Source organism: Serratia sp. CoH_122_TC_1, assembly GCF_058191755.1.
Window position 1 is genome coordinate 66,154 of sequence record NZ_JBXWLA010000005.1, and the last position, 20,118, is coordinate 86,271.

General features: G+C 55.2%; 21 protein-coding genes. 15 read left to right on the forward strand and 6 right to left on the reverse strand.

What is annotated here, in order from left to right; all coding sequences use genetic code 11:
- Entirely contained in the window at positions 1–1,080 is a 1,080-nt protein-coding gene (gene alr / locus AC2FC2_RS07870; protein ID WP_490659045.1) for an alanine racemase, read from the forward strand.
- 48 nt (positions 1,081–1,128) lie between these two features.
- Here the strand turns inward: alr and AC2FC2_RS07875 are convergent, their stop codons facing one another.
- Positions 1,129–1,896 (reverse strand): transporter substrate-binding domain-containing protein, encoded by a 768-nt coding sequence (locus AC2FC2_RS07875; RefSeq protein WP_209637023.1) that lies wholly within the window; start codon positions 1,894–1,896, stop codon positions 1,129–1,131.
- Positions 1,897–2,110: 214 nt separating this feature from the next.
- On the opposite strand from AC2FC2_RS07875, the gene AC2FC2_RS07880 reads away from it, so the two are divergent.
- From AC2FC2_RS07880 to maa, 5 genes are all read left to right on the forward strand, one after another.
- Complete coding sequence (locus AC2FC2_RS07880) at positions 2,111–2,578, forward strand: Lrp/AsnC family transcriptional regulator (protein WP_209637025.1); 468 nt, start codon at positions 2,111–2,113, stop codon at positions 2,576–2,578.
- 82 nt (positions 2,579–2,660) lie between these two features.
- Entirely contained in the window at positions 2,661–3,854 is a 1,194-nt protein-coding gene (locus AC2FC2_RS07885) for an amino acid aminotransferase (protein WP_209637027.1), read from the forward strand.
- 136 nt (positions 3,855–3,990) lie between these two features.
- Positions 3,991–4,407, forward strand: coding sequence for a secondary thiamine-phosphate synthase enzyme YjbQ (locus tag AC2FC2_RS07890; protein WP_017894193.1), 417 nt, complete (start codon positions 3,991–3,993; stop codon positions 4,405–4,407).
- Positions 4,408–4,411: 4 nt separating this feature from the next.
- Positions 4,412–4,765, forward strand: a complete 354-nt coding sequence (locus AC2FC2_RS07895; protein ID WP_209637029.1) for an MmcQ/YjbR family DNA-binding protein — start codon at positions 4,412–4,414, stop codon at positions 4,763–4,765.
- A 169-nt stretch (positions 4,766–4,934) separates the two neighbouring features.
- Entirely contained in the window at positions 4,935–5,492 is a 558-nt protein-coding gene (gene maa, locus AC2FC2_RS07900; protein ID WP_322740295.1) for a maltose O-acetyltransferase, read from the forward strand.
- Positions 5,493–5,527: 35 nt separating this feature from the next.
- Here the strand turns inward: maa and AC2FC2_RS07905 are convergent, their stop codons facing one another.
- A complete protein-coding gene (locus AC2FC2_RS07905; RefSeq protein ID WP_490659046.1) occupies positions 5,528–6,580 on the reverse strand; it encodes an NAD(P)-dependent alcohol dehydrogenase in 1,053 nt (350 codons plus the stop codon).
- A gap of 221 nt (positions 6,581–6,801) precedes the next feature.
- Positions 6,802–9,633, reverse strand: a complete 2,832-nt coding sequence (gene uvrA, locus AC2FC2_RS07910; RefSeq protein ID WP_209637033.1) for an excinuclease ABC subunit UvrA — start codon at positions 9,631–9,633, stop codon at positions 6,802–6,804.
- A 277-nt stretch (positions 9,634–9,910) separates the two neighbouring features.
- On the opposite strand from uvrA, the gene ssb1 reads away from it, so the two are divergent.
- On the forward strand, positions 9,911–10,447 hold the full coding sequence (gene ssb1, locus AC2FC2_RS07915; protein ID WP_020837150.1) for a single-stranded DNA-binding protein SSB1: 537 nt from the start codon (positions 9,911–9,913) through the stop codon (positions 10,445–10,447).
- 62 nt (positions 10,448–10,509) lie between these two features.
- Here the strand turns inward: ssb1 and AC2FC2_RS07920 are convergent, their stop codons facing one another.
- Entirely contained in the window at positions 10,510–11,259 is a 750-nt protein-coding gene (locus AC2FC2_RS07920; protein WP_490659047.1) for a 3-oxoacyl-ACP reductase family protein, read from the reverse strand.
- A 129-nt stretch (positions 11,260–11,388) separates the two neighbouring features.
- On the opposite strand from AC2FC2_RS07920, the gene AC2FC2_RS07925 reads away from it, so the two are divergent.
- Complete coding sequence (locus AC2FC2_RS07925) at positions 11,389–12,306, forward strand: LysR family transcriptional regulator (protein ID WP_404760538.1); 918 nt, start codon at positions 11,389–11,391, stop codon at positions 12,304–12,306.
- Positions 12,307–12,362: 56 nt separating this feature from the next.
- Here the strand turns inward: AC2FC2_RS07925 and bhsA are convergent, their stop codons facing one another.
- Positions 12,363–12,623, reverse strand: coding sequence for a multiple stress resistance protein BhsA (bhsA, locus tag AC2FC2_RS07930; protein WP_209637039.1), 261 nt, complete (start codon positions 12,621–12,623; stop codon positions 12,363–12,365).
- Between the two features lie 211 nt (positions 12,624–12,834).
- Here bhsA and AC2FC2_RS07935 point away from each other — a divergent pair, with 211 nt between their 5' ends.
- The 5 genes from AC2FC2_RS07935 (at position 12,835) to AC2FC2_RS07955 (ending at position 17,939) form a co-directional block, all read left to right on the forward strand.
- A complete protein-coding gene (locus tag AC2FC2_RS07935; RefSeq protein WP_209637041.1) occupies positions 12,835–13,278 on the forward strand; it encodes a lipocalin-like domain-containing protein in 444 nt (147 codons plus the stop codon).
- Positions 13,275–13,943 (forward strand): glutathione S-transferase family protein, encoded by a 669-nt coding sequence (locus tag AC2FC2_RS07940; RefSeq protein ID WP_490659048.1) that lies wholly within the window; start codon positions 13,275–13,277, stop codon positions 13,941–13,943. The genes AC2FC2_RS07935 and AC2FC2_RS07940 overlap by 4 nt, the downstream gene beginning before the upstream one ends.
- A gap of 47 nt (positions 13,944–13,990) precedes the next feature.
- Positions 13,991–14,398, forward strand: coding sequence for a VOC family protein (locus AC2FC2_RS07945; protein ID WP_209637045.1), 408 nt, complete (start codon positions 13,991–13,993; stop codon positions 14,396–14,398).
- Between the two features lie 349 nt (positions 14,399–14,747).
- Positions 14,748–16,109: an NCS2 family permease gene (locus AC2FC2_RS07950; protein ID WP_209637047.1), complete on the forward strand. Its 1,362-nt coding sequence runs from the start codon at positions 14,748–14,750 to the stop codon at positions 16,107–16,109.
- Positions 16,110–16,289: 180 nt separating this feature from the next.
- Positions 16,290–17,939 (forward strand): Na+/H+ antiporter, encoded by a 1,650-nt coding sequence (locus AC2FC2_RS07955; protein ID WP_209637049.1) that lies wholly within the window; start codon positions 16,290–16,292, stop codon positions 17,937–17,939.
- Positions 17,940–17,968: 29 nt separating this feature from the next.
- Here the strand turns inward: AC2FC2_RS07955 and AC2FC2_RS07960 are convergent, their stop codons facing one another.
- Positions 17,969–18,856, reverse strand: coding sequence for a LysR family transcriptional regulator (locus AC2FC2_RS07960; protein WP_265556951.1), 888 nt, complete (start codon positions 18,854–18,856; stop codon positions 17,969–17,971).
- A 138-nt stretch (positions 18,857–18,994) separates the two neighbouring features.
- Here AC2FC2_RS07960 and AC2FC2_RS07965 point away from each other — a divergent pair, with 138 nt between their 5' ends.
- A complete protein-coding gene (locus AC2FC2_RS07965; RefSeq protein ID WP_490659049.1) occupies positions 18,995–19,417 on the forward strand; it encodes a CidA/LrgA family protein in 423 nt (140 codons plus the stop codon).
- Positions 19,410–20,099, forward strand: coding sequence for an LrgB family protein (locus AC2FC2_RS07970; RefSeq protein ID WP_490659050.1), 690 nt, complete (start codon positions 19,410–19,412; stop codon positions 20,097–20,099). Before AC2FC2_RS07965 ends, AC2FC2_RS07970 begins: the two co-directional genes overlap by 8 nt.
- Positions 20,100–20,118 lie beyond the last annotated feature (19 nt).

Sequence of the window (20,118 nt, forward strand, 5' to 3'; positions counted from 1 at the left end):
ATGAAAGCGGCAACCGCTGTAATCGACCGCCGCGCTCTGCGACATAATCTGCAACAGGTGCGCCGCCAGGCGCCGCAAAGTCGCCTGATTGCCGTTGTGAAAGCAAACGCTTATGGACATGGCCTGCTGGAAACAGCGCACACCCTGCAAGATGCCGACTGCTACGGCGTGGCGCGCATTGGCGAAGCGCTAATGTTGCGCTCCGGTGGCATCGTCAAGCCAATCTTGATGCTGGAAGGCTTCTTCTCCGCCGAAGATTTGCCCGTGTTGGTAGCCAACAACATCGAAACCGCAGTGCACAGTATCGAGCAGCTTGAAGCGCTGGAGCAGGCCACGTTATCACGTCCGGTGCCCGTGTGGATGAAGCTGGACACCGGCATGCATCGCCTGGGCGTACGCCCGGAGCAGGCTGAGGCCTTCTATCAACGTTTGAGTGCCTGCCGCAACGTCGTGCAGCCCGTCAATATCATGAGCCACTTCAGCCGTGCCGATGAACCCGAATCCGACACGACGCTCAAGCAAATGCAGTGTTTTGAGAACTTTGCCCGTGGCAAACCGGGGCAGCGTTCGATCGCGGCTTCCGGTGGCACGCTGCTGTGGCCGGACGCGCACAACGAATGGGTCCGTCCGGGGATCATTCTTTACGGCGTTTCGCCGATGGACGGTTCCAATGGCTGTCAGTTTGATCTGCAGCCGGCCATGACGCTCAAATCTAACCTGATTGCCGTGCGCGAGCACAAGGCCGGTGAGTCTGTCGGCTACGGTGGCACCTGGGTGAGTGAAGGCGATACCCGTTTGGGCGTGGTCGCGATGGGCTATGGTGACGGTTATCCGCGCAGCGCACCTTCCGGCACTCCCGTGTGGCTTAATGGCCGTGAAGTGCCAATCGTGGGCCGTGTGTCGATGGACATGATGTCGGTGGACCTGGGCCCTGATGCGACAGATAAGGTGGGCGATGAAGTGGTGCTGTGGGGTCGTGCGTTGCCGGTTGAACGCATTGCGGCCTGCACCGGCATCAGCGCTTACGAACTGATCACCAAGCTGACGCAGCGCGTGGCGATGGAATATATCGGCGAATAGCCTCCCGAGGGGGCCAGCGACAATGTGCTGGCCCCGATCACTTGCGCGTTACTTCTTTACCGCCAACCACTGATCGATAATGCTCTGATACTCACCGGTCGCTTTGGCCAGGTGCAGCCACTGGTCCACATACAGTTTCCAACTCAAATCATCACGCGGCAGCATGTAGGCCTTCTCGCCGTACTGCATCGGTTTGTTCGGATTTACCGCACATAGTTTCGGATAACGCTTTTGCTGATATAACGCTTCGGAAGCGTCAGTGATCATCACATCGGCTTTCTTGTCGACTAACTGTTGGAAAATGCCCACGTTATCATGGGTCAATGTCAGCTTGGCCTTGGGCAGATAGGCGTGCACGAAGGCTTCGTTGGTACCGCCAGCCGGTTCCAGCAGGCGCACTGACGGCTTGTTGATCTGGTCTATGGTGCGGTATTTTTTCACGTCGGTGCAGCGCACCAACGGGATCTTGCCATCGGTATCGAGCTTATCGGCAAAGAACACCTGCCTCTGTCGCTGCAGCGTGACAGAGATCCCACCCATAGCGATATCGCATTTACCGGCGACAAAATCAGGCGTCAGGGTTTTCCAACTGGTTTTCACCCATTTCACTTTGGCTCCCAGGCTCTTGGCCAGCGATTCCGCCATGGTGATATCAATACCTTCATAGCTGCCGTCTTCTTTCAGGAAGGTATAGGGCTTGTAATCGCCAGTCGTGCACACTTCCAGCGTGCCCTGCTGAATGACTTTATCCAGGTGCGATTGGGCGCTGGCGCTCCCGGCGGCAACCAGCAGTGCGAGAGGGAATAGCTTTTTCATCGGCGTCCTTTTTATACATTCGTGGTTTTATGCGCAATTTAGCCGTTAATTGTTGCTGACTTGCGCGAGTTACCCACTTTTTATGCCATGAGTTGGTGGAAACGTTCGGCATTGCTGCTGTGCGCTTCACAACCTCGGCGGGGGGAGGGTATCCACAGTCAAAAAACTGATAGGCTGTAACGTCAACATTTATTAACACAGTTTACAGGTGGCTATGTACAACATTGACGATTTTGATATGAAAATCCTGACGCTGTTACAGACCAATGGCCGTCTGACCAATCAGGAACTGAGCGAATTGGTTGGGCTGTCTGCTTCCCAGTGCTCACGGCGGCGCATCAGCCTGGAGCAGGCACAGCTGATCCGCGGCTATCACGCGCGTTTGGCGCCAGAGGCCGTCGGGCTGGGGCTTGTAGGGCTGATTGAAGTAAGTCTGACTCAGCACGGGCAGGAGCAAATTGACAGTTTCCACCAGATGCTGGAAGAAGTGGACGCCATTCTTGACGCTTATAAAACCACAGGCGACGCTGACTACCTGCTGAAAGTGGCCGTGGCGGATCTGCCGGCGCTGGACGATTTCATCAGCCAGACGCTGTCGCGGCATAAAAGTGTGGCGCATATCAAAACGGCGGTCGTGCTCAACCGTATCAAGGAAAACGGTTTGTTGCCCGTTGCGAGATAAAGCTCAGACCGAACGCCGTTTTCCGTCTATATTAGAGCCTAATGCTGTGCCCCCAACCCTAATAATCCAGGAGAACAACCCCGTGTTTCAGAACGTTGATGCCTATGCAGGTGACCCGATCCTGTCGCTGATGGAAAAATTCAAAAAAGATCCCCGTTCGCACAAGGTTAACCTGAGTATCGGCCTTTACTATGACGAGCAGGGCATTATCCCGCAGATGAAAGCAGTTGCCGCAGCGGAAACGCAGTTGAACGCGGTGGATCAGGGGGCGTCGGTCTATCTGCCGATGGAAGGCCTGCACCCTTATCGTACTGCGGTTCAACACCTGCTGTTTGGTGCTGAGCACCCGATGTTGCAGCAGGGACGCGTTGCCACCATTCAGACCGTTGGCGGTTCTGGTGCGCTGAAGGTCGGTGCCGACTTCCTGAAAAGCTACTTTCCGGATTCGCAGGTATGGGTCAGCGATCCGACCTGGGAAAACCACATTGCCATCTTTGGCGGTGCCGGTTTCAAGGTGAACACCTACCCGTACTTTGACAACGAAAGCCTGGGTGTGAAATTTGACGCAATGCTCAGCGCGTTGAAACAACTGCCAAAACACAGCATTGCCCTGTTGCACCCATGCTGCCATAACCCGACGGGCTCTGATCTGACAAACGCCCAGTGGGATGACGTGGTTAAGGTGATCGCCGAACGTGAATTGATCCCGTTCCTCGATATCGCCTACCAGGGCTTTGGCGGCGGGATTACCGAAGACGCTTATGCCATTCGCACCCTTGCTGCCGCGGGCTTGCCGTGCCTGGTGAGCAATTCGTTCTCGAAAATTTTCTCGCTGTACGGTGAACGTGTCGGCGGCCTGTCAGTGGTCTGCGAAAGCGAAGAAGCTGCCGGGCGCGTGCTGGGTCAGTTGAAAGCGACGGTTCGCCGCAACTACTCCAGCCCACCGAACTTCGGTGCGCAGGTGGTGGCAAAGGTGCTGAACGATACGCAACTGAAAGCCCAGTGGCTGGCAGAAGTCGAGACTATGCGTAACCGTATCCTTGAGATGCGCAAAACGCTGGTGGAAGCGCTGAAAGTTGCTCTACCGCAGCGTAACTTCGATTACCTGCTGGAACAGCGCGGTATGTTCAGCTACACCGGGTTCAGCGCGGCACAGGTTGATCGCCTGCGTGAAGAGTTTGGTGTGTATCTGATCCACAGCGGCCGTGTTTGTATGGCTGGCTTGAACCATAACAACGTGCATCAGGTGGCCGAGGCGTTTGCCGCGGTGCAGTGATTGCTGTTAGGGTGAACTGACGTTCATCGTCATGCGAAGGGAGCGATAGCGATATCGCTCCCTTTTTTGTTGTCGGTTTGTCGCCGGAGTTGCCGCAAACTGGAGAGAGAATATACTGATTGAGGGGCGCTCACTTATGTGGCATCAGCAAACGCTAATCCTCAGCGCAAAAGCGCGTGGTTTTCATCTGGTTACTGAAGAAATTACCGACCAGCTAACCCACTTACACCGCCTGCAAACTGGCCTGCTGCATCTGTTGTTGCAGCATACCTCGGCTTCGCTGACGCTGAACGAGAACTGTGATCCTACGGTGCGAGCCGATATGGAGCAGCATTTCCTGCGTCAGGTGCCAGAGAACGCACCCTACCAACATGACTATGAAGGGCCGGACGATATGCCGGCGCACATCAAATCCTCTCTGTTGGGCACGTCCTTGACGCTGCCTGTCGGTCACGGGCGACTGATGCTGGGCACATGGCAAGGAATTTGGCTGGGGGAGCACCGCATCCACGGCGGTTCACGCCGGGTTGTGGCCACTTTACAGGGGGAATAACCCAATGAATAACACAGCACTGCTGGAATACTGCATGGCGAAGCCGGGCGCGGAACAGAGCGACCAGAACCAGTGGCAGGCAAGTCAGATCAAGGTTGGTGACGTGATGTTTGCCATGGTGTGCGAGGTGCAGGGGCGGCCGGCACTGGCGGTAAAGTCCAGCCCGGAGCTGGCGGAAAGCCTGCGGGAACACCATCCAGAGATCGTGGCCTGCGAGCGGTTGAATAAGGCCCATTGGAATACCGTGTTTCTCGACGGCAACCTGCCGAACTCTCAGTTCTATAGCTTGATCGACAGCTCGTATCAGTTGGTGTTGCAGGGATTACCTGAGCACGTACGCCAAGAACTGCGCGCTTGAATCTTAAGGGGCAGGTACAGACCTGCCTTTTACGATCTTCACCCTTCCTTCAGTTAATCTTCCAAATTGTGAAGTCAGCTTGATTATGGGAACGTTCCCTTTTTAATGTTTGATTGAAACGACTAGGCTTCATTAATCAATAAGCCGTAAGACGAAAGGATGTCATGACATGGCCATGAGTGAAGAAAAACGCAAGATGATTGCGGGTGAATTGTATGACGCTGGTGACGAGTTACTCCGCAGCGAGCGCAAGCGCGCGCGCCAGTTGGTACACCATTATAACCACTCATCTCCGGATGAGGGGGCATTGCGTAAACAATGGTTGGTGGAGCTTCTGGGTCAATATCAGGGCGGAACCCTCGAACCGACGTTTCGCTGTGATTACGGCTACAACATTTATCTGGGCAAAAACTTCTACGCTAATTTTGATTGCGTGATCCTTGACGTGTGCGAAGTGCATATCGGTGATAACTGCATGTTGGCACCGGGCGTCCATATTTACACTGCTACCCATCCATTGGACGCAGAAACCCGTGTCGGCGGGGCAGAGTTTGGCAAACCGGTGCATATTGGTGATAACGTGTGGATCGGTGGTCGGGCAGTGATAAATCCGGGCGTTACGCTGGGGGATAACGTGGTGGTGGCTTCCGGTGCGGTGGTGACTAAAGATGTGCCAGCCAACTGCGTGGTCGGTGGCAACCCGGCGCGAATCATTAAACAACTGTAGGAAAAATCGGGCGCCACAGTGGGCGCCCGAAGTGCTTAGGCGCGCAGTGAATTGATGTCCACCACGAAACGGTATTTCACGTCGCTTTTCAGCATCCGCTCGAAGGCCTGGTTGATTTGCTGCATCGGGATCAGCTCAATATCCGAGGTAATGCCATGTTGGCCGCAAAAATCCAGCATCTCCTGAGTCTCCGCAATGCCGCCGATCAGCGAACCGGCGATACGGCGGCGCTTCATGATCAAATTGAACACCTGCGGTGACGGATGGTCGTGTTCTGGTGCGCCGACCAGCGTCAGGGTACCGTCGCGGCGCAGCAGGTTAAGGAACGGGTTCAGATCGTGCTGGGCTGCGACCGTATTGAGTATAAAGTCGAAGCTGTTGGTGTGTTGGGCCATCTCGTCCGGATTGCGTGAGATCACCACTTCATGCGCGCCAAGGCGTTTGGCGTCCTCGACTTTAGATGTGGAAGTGGTGAACAACACCACATGCGCCCCCATCGCCCGGGCCAATTTGACGCCCATATGCCCCAGCCCGCCGAGGCCAACGATCCCCACCTTTTTACCCGGCCCGGCGCCCCATTGGCGCAGTGGGGAATAGGTGGTGATACCCGCACACAGCAACGGGGCCACTCCGGCAGGATCGAGGTTTTCCGGTACGCGCAGCACGAAGTCCTGATCTACCACCATATCGGTTGAGTAGCCGCCGTAGGTGGTGGCGCCGGTTTGTCGATCCTGTCCGTTATAGGTGCCGGTAAAGCCGTTCTCACAGTATTGCTCCAGCCCTTCGTCACAGCTCGGACAACTGCGGCAGGAATCCACCATACAGCCAACGCCAACCAAGTCGCCGATCTTATAACGTGAAACGTGGCTGCCTACGGCGCTCACTCGACCTACGATTTCGTGGCCGGGCACTACCGGGAAAAGCGTATTGCTCCATTCGTTGCGGGCCTGATGCAAATCAGAATGGCAGACGCCACAGAACAGAACGTTGATTTGCACATCGTGGTCGCGCAGGGTGCGCGGTGTGTAATCAAAAGGAACTAGCGCTGACTTGGCGTCGTGCGCGGCATAGGCATGCGTAATGTTCATGGTAACTCCAGTCATCAATGAGTGGGAGAACAGTTTCCGGCAGCGGATGCCGGTGAGACGCGGCCTGAGTATATCAAGGGGCCACAGAGGGAACATTGATGATAAAAGCGGTGAGCGAGGAGGGAAATGCCTGAAAATGTCTAAATCTTGCCTGTTTCTGTTCAATTTTACCGAAACGGGTAATAGTGCGGGCCGTCACAGGAACGGCCCGCCGGGCAGGGTTACTTCTTCTTCAGTAATGGCTTGAGGAAACGCGCGGTATGCGACGCTTCGCAGTTGGCCACGGTTTCTGGTGTACCGGCAACCAGGATTTCACCGCCGCCGCTGCCGCCTTCCGGCCCCAGGTCGACAATCCAGTCCGCGGTTTTAATCACGTCCAGGTTGTGTTCAATGACCACGATGGTATTGCCCTGATCGCGCAATTGATGCAGCACCGCCAGCAGTTGCTGAATATCGGCGAAGTGTAAACCGGTTGTAGGTTCATCCAGAATATACAGCGTTTGGCCGGTGCCGCGTTTGGACAGTTCACGCGCCAGTTTGACGCGCTGTGCCTCACCGCCGGACAACGTGGTCGCTGACTGACCAAGACGAATATACGACAGGCCGACTTCCATCAAGGTTTGCAGCTTACGCGCCAATGCCGGTACGGCATCGAAGAAATCGCGCGCTTCTTCGATGGTCATCTCCAGCACTTCGTGGATGCTTTTGCCTTTGTACTTCACTTCCAGCGTTTCACGGTTATAGCGTTTGCCTTTGCACTGGTCGCACGGCACATAAATATCCGGCAGGAAGTGCATTTCGACCTTGATCACACCGTCGCCCTGGCAGGCTTCGCAACGGCCACCCTTAACGTTAAAGCTGAAACGGCCAGGGTTGTAGCCGCGGCTGCGTGATTCCGGCACGCCGGCGAACAGTTCACGTACCGGGGTAAAGATACCGGTGTAGGTTGCCGGGTTGGAACGTGGCGTACGGCCGATCGGGCTTTGATCGATATCGATAACTTTGTCGAAATGCTCCAGACCGTTGACGTCACGGAAGGGAGCCGGTTCGGCAATGGTGGCGCCGTTGAGTTGGCGTTGCGCGATCGGGAACAGCGTGTCGTTGATCAGCGTTGATTTGCCGGAGCCAGAAACCCCGGTAATGCAGGTAAACAGTCCCACCGGCAGTGTCAACGTCACGTCTTTCAGGTTGTTACCCCGTGCGCCGCTCAGCTTCAGCACCTTGGTTGGATCGGCGGGGACGCGTTGTTCCGGAATGGCAATCTCACGTTTGCCACTGAGGAACTGGCCAGTCAGTGATTCCGGCTGTGCCATGATGTCCTCGACGGTGCCTTCTGCCACGACCTGGCCACCGTGAACACCGGCTCCGGGGCCGATATCGATCACGTGATCCGCGGCGCGGATGGCGTCTTCATCGTGTTCTACCACGATCACCGTATTGCCGAGGTTACGCAGGTGGATCAGGGTTTCCAACAGGCGTTCATTGTCGCGCTGGTGCAGGCCAATCGAGGGTTCATCCAGTACGTACATTACGCCCACCAGGCCAGCACCAATCTGGCTGGCCAGCCGGATACGCTGTGCCTCGCCACCGGACAATGTTTCTGCCGAGCGTGACAGCGACAGGTAATTCAGGCCGACATTCACCAGGAACTTCAGGCGGTCGCCAATTTCTTTCAGGACTTTCTCAGCGATTTGGGCACGTTGACCGCTGAGCTTCATGTTCTGGAAGAACGTCATCGCGTGACCGATGCTGAGATCGGAGATTTCCGGCAGCGTCGTGTCTTCAACGAACACGTTACGTGCTTCTTCGCGCAAACGGGTGCCGTGGCAGGAGGCGCAAGGACGGTTGCTGATGAACTTCGCCAGCTCTTCACGGACTGCGCTCGACTCGGTCTCTTTATAGCGGCGTTCCATGTTGTGCAGTACGCCTTCGAACGGATGGCGGCGCACGGTGGTATCACCGCGATCGTTAATGTATTTGAATTCGATCGACTCTTTGCCGGAACCGCTGAGTACTGCTTTTTGCACGTTGGCGTCCAGGCTGTTGAAGGGGGCTTCAACGTCGAACGCGTAATGTTCTGCCAATGAGCGCAACATCTGGAAGTAATAGAAATTACGGCGATCCCAGCCGCGGATTGCGCCACCGGCCAACGAAAGCTCGGGGTTTTGCACCACGCGTTCCGGGTCGAAGAACTGCTGTACACCCAGACCATCACAGGTCGGACAGGCACCGGCTGGGTTGTTGAACGAGAACAGACGGGGTTCCAGTTCGCGCATGCTGTAACCGCAGATTGGGCAGGCAAAGTTGGCGGAGAACAGCAGCTCATCCGCTTTCTCGTCGTCCATATCGGCGACCACTGCGGTACCGCCGGACAGCTCCAGCGCCGTCTCGAACGATTCTGCCAAACGCTGAGACAGATCGTCACGCACTTTAAAGCGATCAACCACCACTTCGATGGTGTGTTTCTTCTGCAATTCCAGCTTAGGCGGATCGGACAGATCGCACACCTCACCGTCGATACGGGCACGGATGTAACCCTGGCTCGCCAGGTTTTCCAACGTTTTGGTGTGCTCGCCCTTGCGGTCTTTCACGACCGGCGCCAGCAGCATCAGGCGTTTGCCTTCCGGCTGGTTGAGTACGTTGTCCACCATTTGGCTGACAGTTTGCGCCGCCAGCGGTACATGGTGTTCCGGACAGCGTGGTTCGCCGACGCGGGCAAACAACAGGCGCAGATAATCGTGGATCTCGGTGATGGTACCGACCGTGGATCGTGGGTTATGCGAGGTCGATTTCTGCTCGATGGAGATCGCCGGTGACAGACCTTCAATGTGGTCGACGTCCGGTTTTTCCATCAGCGAAAGGAACTGGCGTGCATAGGCGGAGAGCGATTCGACATAGCGACGCTGCCCTTCGGCATACAGGGTATCAAAGGCCAGCGAGGACTTGCCTGAACCGGACAAGCCGGTGACGACGATCAGCTTGTCACGCGGGATAATCAGGTTGATGTTTTTGAGATTATGGGTTCGAGCACCACGAACTTCGATATTATCCATTTACACTTCCCGTCTTGATGATACACCGCGCCTGTCTGGGTTATTTACAGGTTGTTTTGTGATCGAACGCGCAAAAAACCGGCACAGCCAGTACGAAACGCATAATTATGACACAAAAAAACCTGAATGAATATCCAGTACATGAATGCAAGCAAGTCGATCGAAAGGACAATTCTGGAATACAAGACGCAGTAATCAACACGGGTGTCGTTTCAGGCTGAGCGTGTTAAACTTACTCGTTTATACTGTGTAAAAATCAATCATCAGGAGAGTTCTCATGGCCAGCAGAGGCGTAAACAAAGTAATTCTGGTCGGGAATCTGGGCCAAGACCCGGAAGTCCGTTACATGCCGAATGGCGGTGCAGTGGCCAACATTACCCTGGCAACCTCCGAAAGCTGGCGTGACAAGGCAACTGGCGAGCAGAAAGAAAAGACCGAGTGGCACCGTGTTGTGTTGTTCGGCAAGCTGGCTGAAGTGGCGGGCGAATATCTGCGTAAAGGTTCCCAGGTGTACATTGAGGGTGCTCTGCAGACCCGTAAATGGACCGATCAGGCTGGCGTAGAAAAATACACCACCGAAGTTGTGGTTAACGTTGGTGGCACCATGCAGATGCTGGGCGGCCGTCAAGGCGGTGGTGCTCCAGCAGGCGGCGGCCAGGCTTCCGGTGGCCAGGGCGGTTGGGGCCAACCTCAGCAGCCACAGGGTGGCAACCAGTTCAGCGGTGGCCAGCAAGCTCGTCCAGCGCAGAACAATGCACCGGCTGCCAGCAGCAACGAACCACCAATGGACTTCGACGACGATATTCCTTTCTGATATCCGTTGCCTGAAGCCAATAAAAAAGCCCCGAAAGGGGCTTTTTGCTTTTCTGAGAAAGATTAAGCCGAGAAGCCGCCGTCAATGCTCAGGCTGGCGCCGGTGATATATCCCGCTTCAGGGCCGGCGAGGTAAGCGACGAAACTGGCGATCTCTTCATCTTTACCATAACGGCTGATCGCCATCATCGCTTTCAACTGCTCGGCGAAATCACCGTTGGCCGGGTTCATATCAGTATCCACAGGGCCGGGCTGAACGTTATTGACGGTGATACCGCGCGGGCCGAGATCGCGCGCCATACCTTTGGTCAGGCCGACCAGCGCAGATTTGCTCATGGCATAGACTGCGCCGCCGGCAAAAGGCATACGTTCAGCATTGGTGCTGCCAATATTGATGATGCGGCCGCCGTCATTCATATGGCGGGCGGCTTCCTGGCTGGCGACAAACACGCTGCGTACGTTAACTGCCAGAGTGCGATCAAGATCTTCCAGCGGCAGTTCTTCGGTGCTGCCCATCGCCAGCACGCCAGCGTTATTCACCAGAATATCCAGATTGCCGAAGCTATTTACGACCTGGCGTACCGCTTGTTGCAGTGCGGCAGCGTCGGCGCTATCAGCCTTGATGGCCAGGGCTTTGCCTCCGGCGGAAATAATGTCATTGACCACCGCATCGGCTTTATCAGCAGAGGCTACGTAGGTTAATGCGACGGCGGCGCCTTCGCGCGCCAGACGTTTGGCAATGGCGGCACCAATGCCACGTGAACCGCCCTGAACGAATGCGACTTTGCCTTTCAAAGAGAGAGTTGCGGACATGATGTTTCTCCAAAGTGGGGATGAGGTTAAAGAATCTACCGGTTCAGTATCGGAGAAGCGCGGATCGGTAACTAGCCCAAAAGAGCTATAATCAGAGTAAACCATAGGTTTGAAATCAGCGGGAAAACCATGCTTGGTCATCTGGAATGTTTTGTCAGCAGTGCAGAGAGTGGCAGTTTTTCCGCTGCTGGCCGCAAGCTGGGTATCAGCTCTGCCGCGGTGGGGAAGAACGTTACCAAACTGGAAACGCTGGTGGGCGTGCGGCTGTTTCAGCGTAATACACGCAAATTGACCCTGACCGAAGAGGGTGAGCGTTTTTTGCAGGACGTTCGCAGCGGTTTACTGTCGATCCAATGTGCATTGAAAGGGGTGAGCAGCAGTGGTGGGGTCGCCGTTGGGACGTTGAAGGTCAGTATGGGCACCGCCTTTGGTCTGCATTTTGTGCTGCCAATGTTGCCGGACTTTCTCGCCCGTTATCCGTCGATTGTTCCAGACTGGCATTTTGATAATCGTCAGGTGGACCTGATCGGTGAGCATTTCGATGTGGCAATGGGCGGGGGCATCGAGCTGCCACAGGGGATGATCGCCCGTGAACTGGCGCCCGCACACGGCGTCCTGGTCGCTTCTGCCGAGTATCTGCAGCGGCACCCGAGACTTCAGCAGCCAGAGCAGTTAGCGGAACATGCGGGTATTTTTATCCGTTCGCCGCAAACAGGGCGAATCCGCAACTTGCCGTTGCGAAATGCAGATAACGAGCAACGGGTACCGGCTATGGCAATAAAAATGACGGTGAATGAGCCAGAAGCGGCGGCCCGGGCGGCGGAAATGGGGCTGGGTATTGCACTCATCAGTATGCCAAATGCCTTGCCCTTTCTGGAAAGTGGCCGCTTGATGCGGGTGCTGCCAGGTTGGTATGTCGACCGCGGTAGCCTGTGCCTGTACTTCCCTACCACCAAGTTCTTGCCAACCAAAACCCGAGTATTTGTCGATTACATTACCGAACAATTCCGACAGCAGAAGCTGGCCGCCCGTTTTGACGCCCGCTAGAAACGAGAAAAGCCCCTTTCGGGGCTTCTTTCTTCCGTCAGTTAACTGTCTGACGATCAGTTGAAAATCTCTGCGGTACCGTAAAGTTTGTTCTGGCCGCCCGCAGCAATGATGCGATAAGAGCTGGCGCCTGACGCTGCAGCTTTGCTAGCTAATTCGCTTTCCAATGCACTCAGGTTAGAGGCACCGCTAACGGATACGACACCGATTTTCTGGGCGTCGGCAGCAGGTTGGCTGGTCAGTTGGTCAGCGGCAACGCTAGCGAAAGAAGCGGTAGTCAGCAGTAGAGCAGTAGCAAAAATTTTGATGTTTTTCATGATTCATTCCTCAGGGTGTTTTAGGGTTGAGAGGTTGTCGTCTCTCGATGTGTTAGATAATAGGCTGACGCGGCTGAATAGAAAATCGGAGAGTTTTGATAATCTCTATCAAATAAATTGACTTATTTCTGAGCGGCGCGGCTTGCGCTGGCGTACCGGAAAAATGGCCACTACCCTTTGAGTAAGCAGGAACCTTAGAGGAGTAAATGGCATGTCAGTCAACGCGTTTATTGGCAGCTGGTCATTGGTGTCTTCTGTCTTCAAAGGGGAGGACGGCAGGGTCAATCATCCGCTGGGCGAGCAGGTGCTGGGTCGCATTAACTACGAGCCCAATGGCACCATGGCGGCGCAGCTATATAGCGCTACCCGGCCATGCTTTGTCGCCGACGATCTGGCGCAGGGCACTGACCAGGAAACCCACGCCGCCTTTATCAATATGATTTGTTATTTTGGTCGCTATCAGGTGGATGAGAGCGACCAGCGGGTAGTGCATCAGGTTGAAGGCAGCTCGTTCCCCAATTGGATCGGTAGCCGGCAGGAGCGCTTTTATCATTTCTCCGGCGATCGTCTCCAACTGCGTACGGTACCGCTGCAGCTTGGTAACGGCGTGCAGATCGGCGAATTGGTGTGGCAACGGATAGGAGCGTCCTCATGATCATTGTTCACCATCTGAACAACTCGCGTTCGCAGCGTATTCTGTGGTTTTTGGAAGAGTTGGATGTGCCCTATCAGGTACAGTGCTATGAGCGTGATCCACAGACTATGTTGGCGCCGCCAGCCTTGAAGAAGATCCATCCGTTGGGCAAGTCGCCGGTGATTGTCGATGGTGATCTGACGCTGGCGGAATCCGGTGCCATTATTGAATACCTGCAGGAAGCCTACGATGCGCAGGGGCAGTTTATTCCCACCGATTACCATGCCCGTCAGCAGTACCGATACTGGCTGCATTATGCCGAAGGTTCGCTAATGCCATTACTGGTGATGAAATTGGTGTTCAGCCGCTTGGGTCAGCCACCCATACCCTGGCTGCTCAGGCCCGTCGCGGGGGCGATTGGCAAAGGCGTGCAGCGTGAGTACCTGGACAAACAGATCGCGCCGCATTGCGACTATCTGGAACAACACCTGAGCAAAAATACCTGGTTTGTCGGTAATGAGTTCAGCGCGGCGGATATCCAGATGAGCTTCCCGCTGGAAGCGATGGCGGCGCGCGGCGCACTGGACGCTTGCCCGAAATTGCGTGGTTATCTGCAGCGTATTCATTCACGTCCAGCCTATCAGCGCGCTCTGGATCAGGGGGGACCTTATGACCTGCTGAGTTAAGACGATGGGCTATACTCGATGAGGTCACTCTTCATCGGAGGTAGCCCATGGCTACGCAAATTTTTGTTAACCTGCCGGTGGGCGATCTGCCCGCATCTGTTGCTTTTTTCACCCAGCTGGGCTTCGGCTTTAATCAACAGTTTACCGATGACACCGCCGCCTGCATGGTGGTCAGCGACAGCATTTATGTGATGCTGCTTACCCACGAAAAATTCAAAATGTTCACCCCGAATCCGGTTAGCGATGCCAGGAAGGCGACTGAGGTGCTGATATGTTTGTCGCAGCCTAATCGGGCAGCGGTAGACGATGTGGTGCGTAAGGCGATCGCCGCCGGCGGTAATACTTATAACCAACCGCAAGATTACGGCTTTATGTATGGGCATGGTTTCCAGGATCTTGACGGGCATATCTGGGAACTGATGTACATGGATGAAAATGCAGCGCGGGCGCAGTAGCTGCTTCGGCCCCCCGTTTTTGGGGGGCATTCCCATCGGATTTACCTATGGGACAAAAACCGTATTTTCGATAATGATAGTTCCCCAGGCTTTTTGCATGAATTGCCGCGATCTTTGGTTGATCAGAGGGTGTAGAAGGCTGGATAATCGTTTGCCTTGAATAAACCACCATAAATCACCCGTTTCACGCAATGGGAGTTAAACGTTTGCCTTATATGTGATGCCGGTTGGCAGCATGCGTAAAGGGCAAGGACGCGAACGTGACGGAAACGATACCGTAATAAACATGCGTGGGCGGAACAACAAGCCTTTTGAAACGGGCTGGCAATGAAACACAGGGGACAGCAACATGTCGAATTCTCAAGCGAACAACGCCGTTAAACCAAAAGGCGGGCTTGATGGTTATTTTAATATTTCTGCGCGTGGCAGCACCGTGCGTCAGGAAGTGGTGGCGGGGTTAACCACCTTCCTGGCGATGGTTTATTCGGTGATCGTCGTACCGAGCATGCTCGGCAAGGCGGGTTTCCCGCCAACGGCGGTGTTTGTCGCGACCTGTTTGGTCGCCGGTCTTGGATCGTTACTGATGGGGCTGTGGGCGAATTTGCCAATGGCTATCGGTTGTGCGATTTCACTGACCGCGTTTACCGCCTTCAGCCTGGTGCTGGGGCAACACATCAGCATTCCAGTGGCGCTGGGCGCGGTATTCCTGATGGGCGTACTCTTTACCATTATCTCGGTAACCGGTATTCGTGCCTGGATCCTGCGTAATCTGCCGATGGGCGTGGCGCATGGTACCGGAATTGGCATTGGCCTGTTCCTGTTGTTGATCGCCGCGAACGGTGTGGGCCTGGTGGTGAAGAACCCGCTGGACGGTTTGCCTGTGGCGCTGGGCGCATTTACGTCCTTCCCGGTTGTGATGACCTTGCTCGGGCTGGCGGTGATTTTTGGCTTGGAAAAGCTGCGAGTGCCCGGTGGCATTCTGCTGGTGATCATTGTCATTTCGATCATTGGTCTGCTGTTTGACCCGGCGGTGAAATATCAGGGCTTGTTCGCGATGCCTAGCCTGACGGATGCTAACGGCAAATCATTGATCTTCAGTCTTGATATCATGGGGGCATTGCAGCCTGTGGTATTGCCAAGCGTGTTGGCATTGGTGATGACCGCGGTGTTTGATGCGACCGGGACCATTCGTGCGGTGGCTGGTCAGGCTAACCTGTTGGATAAAGACGGGCAAATCATCAACGGCGGCAAAGCATTGACGTCGGATTCCCTGAGCAGCATTTTTTCCGGTTTGGTAGGTGCAGCCCCGGCTGCAGTGTATATCGAGTCTGCTGCGGGTACTGCGGCGGGGGGCAAAACCGGCCTGACGGCGACCGTAGTCGGCCTGTTGTTCCTGTTGATCTTGTTCTTGTCGCCGTTGTCTTATCTGGTACCGATTTATGCTACCGCACCTGCGCTGATGTATGTCGGCCTGCTGATGTTGAGCAACGTGACCAAACTGGACTTCAACGACTTTGTTGATGCCATGTCCGGCCTTCTGTGTGCGGTATTTATCGTACTGACCTGTAACATCGTTACCGGCATCATGTTGGGCTTTAGCGCATTGGTCATCGGTCGTATTTTCTCGGGCGAATGGCGCCGACTGAATATTGGCACCGTCGTGATCGCGGTGGCCCTGGTGGCGTTCTATGCCGGTGGCTGGGCGATTTAATCGTATTGTCGTTTCCCCCGTCGATTCGGCGGGGGATGTTTTATCTCCGCTTCAGATAAGTCTCCTTCTGTCTGTGCTGCAATTTGAAAGGCACAACAAGCTTTAACCGCTGTAAAAAAAGTGATCTACTATCGGGGCATACTCAGAGATGCAGTCTGAACCCTAGAGTCTAAGGAAAGCATGGAAATCTTTTTTACAATCCTCATTTTAATTTTGGTGGTCTCCCTGTCAGGGGTGGTGACGCGCATGTTGCCGTTCCAGGTACCACTGCCGTTAATGCAAATCGGTATCGGGGCCCTGCTGGCCTGGCCGCATTTCGGGTTACACGTCGATTTCGACCCTGAATTGTTCCTGGTATTGTTTATTCCACCCTTGCTGTTTGCTGATGGTTGGAAAACCCCCACGCGAGAATTCCTGCACCACGGACGCGAAATCCTGGGCCTGGCGCTGGTGCTGGTGTTGATTACTGTGGTTGGTGTCGGTTACCTGATTTACGCCATGGTACCGGGTATCCCGCTGGTGGCGGCGTTTGCGCTGGCTGCCGTATTGTCACCCACCGATGCCGTGGCGCTGTCCGGTATTGTTGGTAAAGGGCGGATACCGAAGCCGATCATGGGCGTGCTGGAAGGCGAGGCGCTGATGAATGATGCGTCCGGCCTGGTGTCACTCAAATTTGCGATTGCAGTGGCGATGGGGACCATGGTGTTTACCGTCGGGGGCGCGACGCTCGAATTCCTCAAAGTGGCGATTGGCGGCCTATTGGCTGGGGTCGCCGTCACTTGGCTCTACAGTAAATCGTTGCGTGTGATGAGCCGCTGGAGTGGGGATGACCCGGCGACGCAAATCGTGTTCCTGCTGTTATTACCCTTCGCCTCGTATTTGATTGCCGAACACATCGGCGTTTCTGGCATCTTGGCCGCCGTTGCTGCGGGGATGACCATCAGCCAGTCTGGCGTGATCCGCAACGCCCCGCTGGCGATGCGCCTGCGGGCCAATAGCGTTTGGGCGATGCTGGAGTTTGTGTTTAACGGCATGGTCTTCATCATGTTGGGTCTGCAACTGCCGGGGATCCTGGAGACCTCTATCTTGCAGGCAGAGCTGGATCCGACCATTCAGACCTGGTACCTGTTTGCCGATGTGGCCATTATCTACGCCGCGTTGCTGGTGCTGCGTTTCACCTGGCTATGGTTGATGAAAAACGCCAGCCGCCGCTTTATGAAAAAACGGCCGTTGCAGTTTGGTGATTTCAGTACCCGTGAACTCTGGGTTGCATCCTTCGCCGGAGTGCGTGGGGCGATTACGTTAGCCGGTGTGCTGTCGATTCCCTTGCTGTTGAGTGATGGTACGGCCTTCCCGGCACGCTACCAGCTTGTGTTTATTGCCGCCGGGGTAATCTTGCTTTCGCTGATTGCCGGCGTCATGGCGCTACCGCTGTTATTGCGCGGGGTGCAGGTGGCAGACAAGAGCGTCAGCAAGAGTGAAGAACGGATGGCGATTGCTATGGCGGCTGAAGTGGCGATCGAAAGTATCAACAAAATGGAAGAACGGTTGGCCGTTGATACCGAAGAAAACATTGATCCTCAGGTGTTGAAAGAGATTAGCTCGCGCGTGGTGGGAACGCTGCGGCGGCGTATCACCACCAAAGACGATATCGAAAATGCGCTGATGCTGGAAAACCTCGAACGACGCTTCCGCCTGACGGCGCTACGTGCGGAGCGGGGTGAGTTGTACCATCTGCGTGCCACGCAGAAAATCAGCAATGAGACGCTGCAAAAACTGCTGCACGATCTCGACCTGCTGGAAGCGCTGTTGATCGAGCGCGAAGGGTAATCGCCAACGGGCCGCGGAAGCGGCCCTTTTTACTTGGTGGGTGGCCAGTAGTCGCGGCAGCAGGCGATCCACGCCTGGGCGCTGTGCGACAGGTAATTGCCTTGACGCCAGATCAATCCGACCTTCCATTCCATACGCGGCTCCAGGGGCAGCCAGATCAGGTTTTCCTTATCCAGCCACTGACAAACCGGCTCCGGTAAGGTGGCGATACCGACTCCGGCCTGAACCATTGAAGCCAAGAAATCCCACTGCCCGCTGCGCACGGCAATTTGTGGCTCAAAACCCGCCTGACGGAAAGCCTTCATCAACATTTTGTACAGTGAAAAGTCTTCGTTATAAATCAGGATCGGCCATTCGGCCAATTCGGTGATATTAATGCTGGTGCGATTAAGCCAGTGTGGGGTGCGCGGTGTGACGACACACATCGGATGGTCGAGGAGCGGCAAGAACGTCAGCGGCTGTTCCGTATCAACCGGCAATATGGTCATTGCCAAATCCAGCTCGCCCGACATCACGGCTTGCTCAACCGATAACCCACCCAACTCGGAAATTTTCAGCTCAATGCCGGGATAGGTTTGGCGGAACTGGCGGATCAAATCGGCGATCTGCCGACCAACCATCGGCGGGATACCCAGTCTCAGCACGCCTTTTTTGACGGAGCTGATGTCTTCCAGCTCCGCCTCCAACTGGCGAAATTCATCGAGGATTGCCAGCCCACGCTGGTATACCGCCTGGCCGCTGTCGGTCAGATGCAGTTTACGCCCCTCGCGGATCAGCAACGTGCACTCCAGTTCCTCTTCCAGATTACGTAGCATTTTGCTGATGGTTGGTTGTGTGACGAACAGCTTTTCCGCTGCGCGGGTAAAGCTTTGCTGGCGCACGACTTCCACGAAGTAGCGCAGAGTGCGGACATCCACGTTGGGTTCTCCTCAGGGGCAATACCGGCGGGAAACTATTCCCTGATGGCATGATATTAATGATTTTAATTCATTTCAGGCCAGGTTTCCTGGCTGCGTATACTGTAAACCGTGAATTTTTGTTTGAGGTTGGTTTCCATGTTACTGGCGTTACGCCATGCTGCCCCCAGCGTATTGAATCGACTACAGGTGCCGATCCAGGTTGCGTTGTATGCGGGGCTATTTCTGATCGCCGATCGGCTCGTGCAACAGTTTCATCTGCCGCTGCCTGCCAATATTGTCGGCATGTTGATGATGTTGGCGTTGATCCTGCTGCGCATTTTGCCGTTGAACTGGGTTAAGGCTGGTTCTCGCTGGTTGCTGGCTGAGATGCTGCTGTTCTTCGTACCGGCAGTGGTCGCCGTAGTCAACTATGCCCAATTATTGATGGTGGAAGGCTGGAAGATTTTTTTGGTGATTGCGATCAGCACCATGTTGACGCTGGGGGCGACCGGATTGGTGGTTGATCGTGTCTACCGTCTGGAGATTTGGTTACGTCGCCGGAAGCAGTGCGATGCATGATTTTATCCTCAGTGTTCTCTGTTTTTTGGCGACATTGGCATTGTATTTCGCCAATAAAAGGCTTTATCGCCGCCGCCGTACTCTGTTGTTGATGCCGCTGGTCCTGACGCCAATGATCCTGGTGCTGTTGCTGGTGGTGACCCATACCTCATATCAGGATTACATTGGCGAAACGCACTGGCTGCTGTGGTTATTAGGCCCCGCCACTATCGCCTTTGCGGTACCGGTGTACGAGAACGTGCATATTATCCGCCGTCACTGGTTGTCGCTCAGTGCTGGGGTACTGACGGCGGTGTTGGTTGCGGTTTACAGCTCGGTATGGCTTGCGCGTTTGTTGACGCTGCCGGAAGAGGTTCAGCGCAGTCTGGCTGTGCGTTCGATCACCACGCCGTTTGCGCTGGAGGCTGCCAAGCAAATGGGGGGGCAACCGGATCTGGTAGCCCTGTTTGTTGTGATCACCGGGGTGTTTGGCATGGCGGTGGGCGACATCCTGTTTTTGCGGCTGGCGGTGCGCAGTCGCCTTGCGAAGGGGGCTGGGTTAGGAGCATCCTCGCACGGTGCAGGAACGGCAAAGGCGTATGAAATGGGGCAAGAAGAGGGGGTTGTATCCAGTCTGGTGATGATGTTAGCGGGGATTATTACGGTTATTGCCGCCCCCTTGATTGGACAATTGATGTGGTAAACCTGCGGCGCAAGATGCG

What these genes read in the sequence shown, in the direction of transcription:
- AC2FC2_RS07970 (WP_490659050.1), top strand. Translation starts at nt 19,410, where the DNA reads ATGCATGATTTTATCCTCAGTGTTCTCTGTTTTTTGGCGACATTGGCA.
- AC2FC2_RS07945 (WP_209637045.1), top strand. Translation starts at nt 13,991, where the DNA reads ATGGCTACGCAAATTTTTGTTAACCTGCCGGTGGGCGATCTGCCCGCA.
- uvrA (WP_209637033.1), bottom strand. Translation starts at nt 9,633, where the DNA reads ATGGATAATATCGAAGTTCGTGGTGCTCGAACCCATAATCTCAAAAAC.
- AC2FC2_RS07965 (WP_490659049.1), top strand. Translation starts at nt 18,995, where the DNA reads ATGTTACTGGCGTTACGCCATGCTGCCCCCAGCGTATTGAATCGACTA.
- AC2FC2_RS07905 (WP_490659046.1), bottom strand. Translation starts at nt 6,580, where the DNA reads ATGAACATTACGCATGCCTATGCCGCGCACGACGCCAAGTCAGCGCTA.
- AC2FC2_RS07925 (WP_404760538.1), top strand. Translation starts at nt 11,389, where the DNA reads ATGCTTGGTCATCTGGAATGTTTTGTCAGCAGTGCAGAGAGTGGCAGT.
- AC2FC2_RS07940 (WP_490659048.1), top strand. Translation starts at nt 13,275, where the DNA reads ATGATCATTGTTCACCATCTGAACAACTCGCGTTCGCAGCGTATTCTG.
- ssb1 (WP_020837150.1), top strand. Translation starts at nt 9,911, where the DNA reads ATGGCCAGCAGAGGCGTAAACAAAGTAATTCTGGTCGGGAATCTGGGC.
- AC2FC2_RS07880 (WP_209637025.1), top strand. Translation starts at nt 2,111, where the DNA reads ATGTACAACATTGACGATTTTGATATGAAAATCCTGACGCTGTTACAG.
- AC2FC2_RS07935 (WP_209637041.1), top strand. Translation starts at nt 12,835, where the DNA reads ATGTCAGTCAACGCGTTTATTGGCAGCTGGTCATTGGTGTCTTCTGTC.
- AC2FC2_RS07955 (WP_209637049.1), top strand. Translation starts at nt 16,290, where the DNA reads ATGGAAATCTTTTTTACAATCCTCATTTTAATTTTGGTGGTCTCCCTG.
- alr (WP_490659045.1), top strand. Translation starts at nt 1, where the DNA reads ATGAAAGCGGCAACCGCTGTAATCGACCGCCGCGCTCTGCGACATAAT.
- maa (WP_322740295.1), top strand. Translation starts at nt 4,935, where the DNA reads ATGGCCATGAGTGAAGAAAAACGCAAGATGATTGCGGGTGAATTGTAT.
- AC2FC2_RS07875 (WP_209637023.1), bottom strand. Translation starts at nt 1,896, where the DNA reads ATGAAAAAGCTATTCCCTCTCGCACTGCTGGTTGCCGCCGGGAGCGCC.
- AC2FC2_RS07920 (WP_490659047.1), bottom strand. Translation starts at nt 11,259, where the DNA reads ATGTCCGCAACTCTCTCTTTGAAAGGCAAAGTCGCATTCGTTCAGGGC.
- AC2FC2_RS07895 (WP_209637029.1), top strand. Translation starts at nt 4,412, where the DNA reads ATGAATAACACAGCACTGCTGGAATACTGCATGGCGAAGCCGGGCGCG.
- bhsA (WP_209637039.1), bottom strand. Translation starts at nt 12,623, where the DNA reads ATGAAAAACATCAAAATTTTTGCTACTGCTCTACTGCTGACTACCGCT.
- AC2FC2_RS07890 (WP_017894193.1), top strand. Translation starts at nt 3,991, where the DNA reads ATGTGGCATCAGCAAACGCTAATCCTCAGCGCAAAAGCGCGTGGTTTT.
- AC2FC2_RS07950 (WP_209637047.1), top strand. Translation starts at nt 14,748, where the DNA reads ATGTCGAATTCTCAAGCGAACAACGCCGTTAAACCAAAAGGCGGGCTT.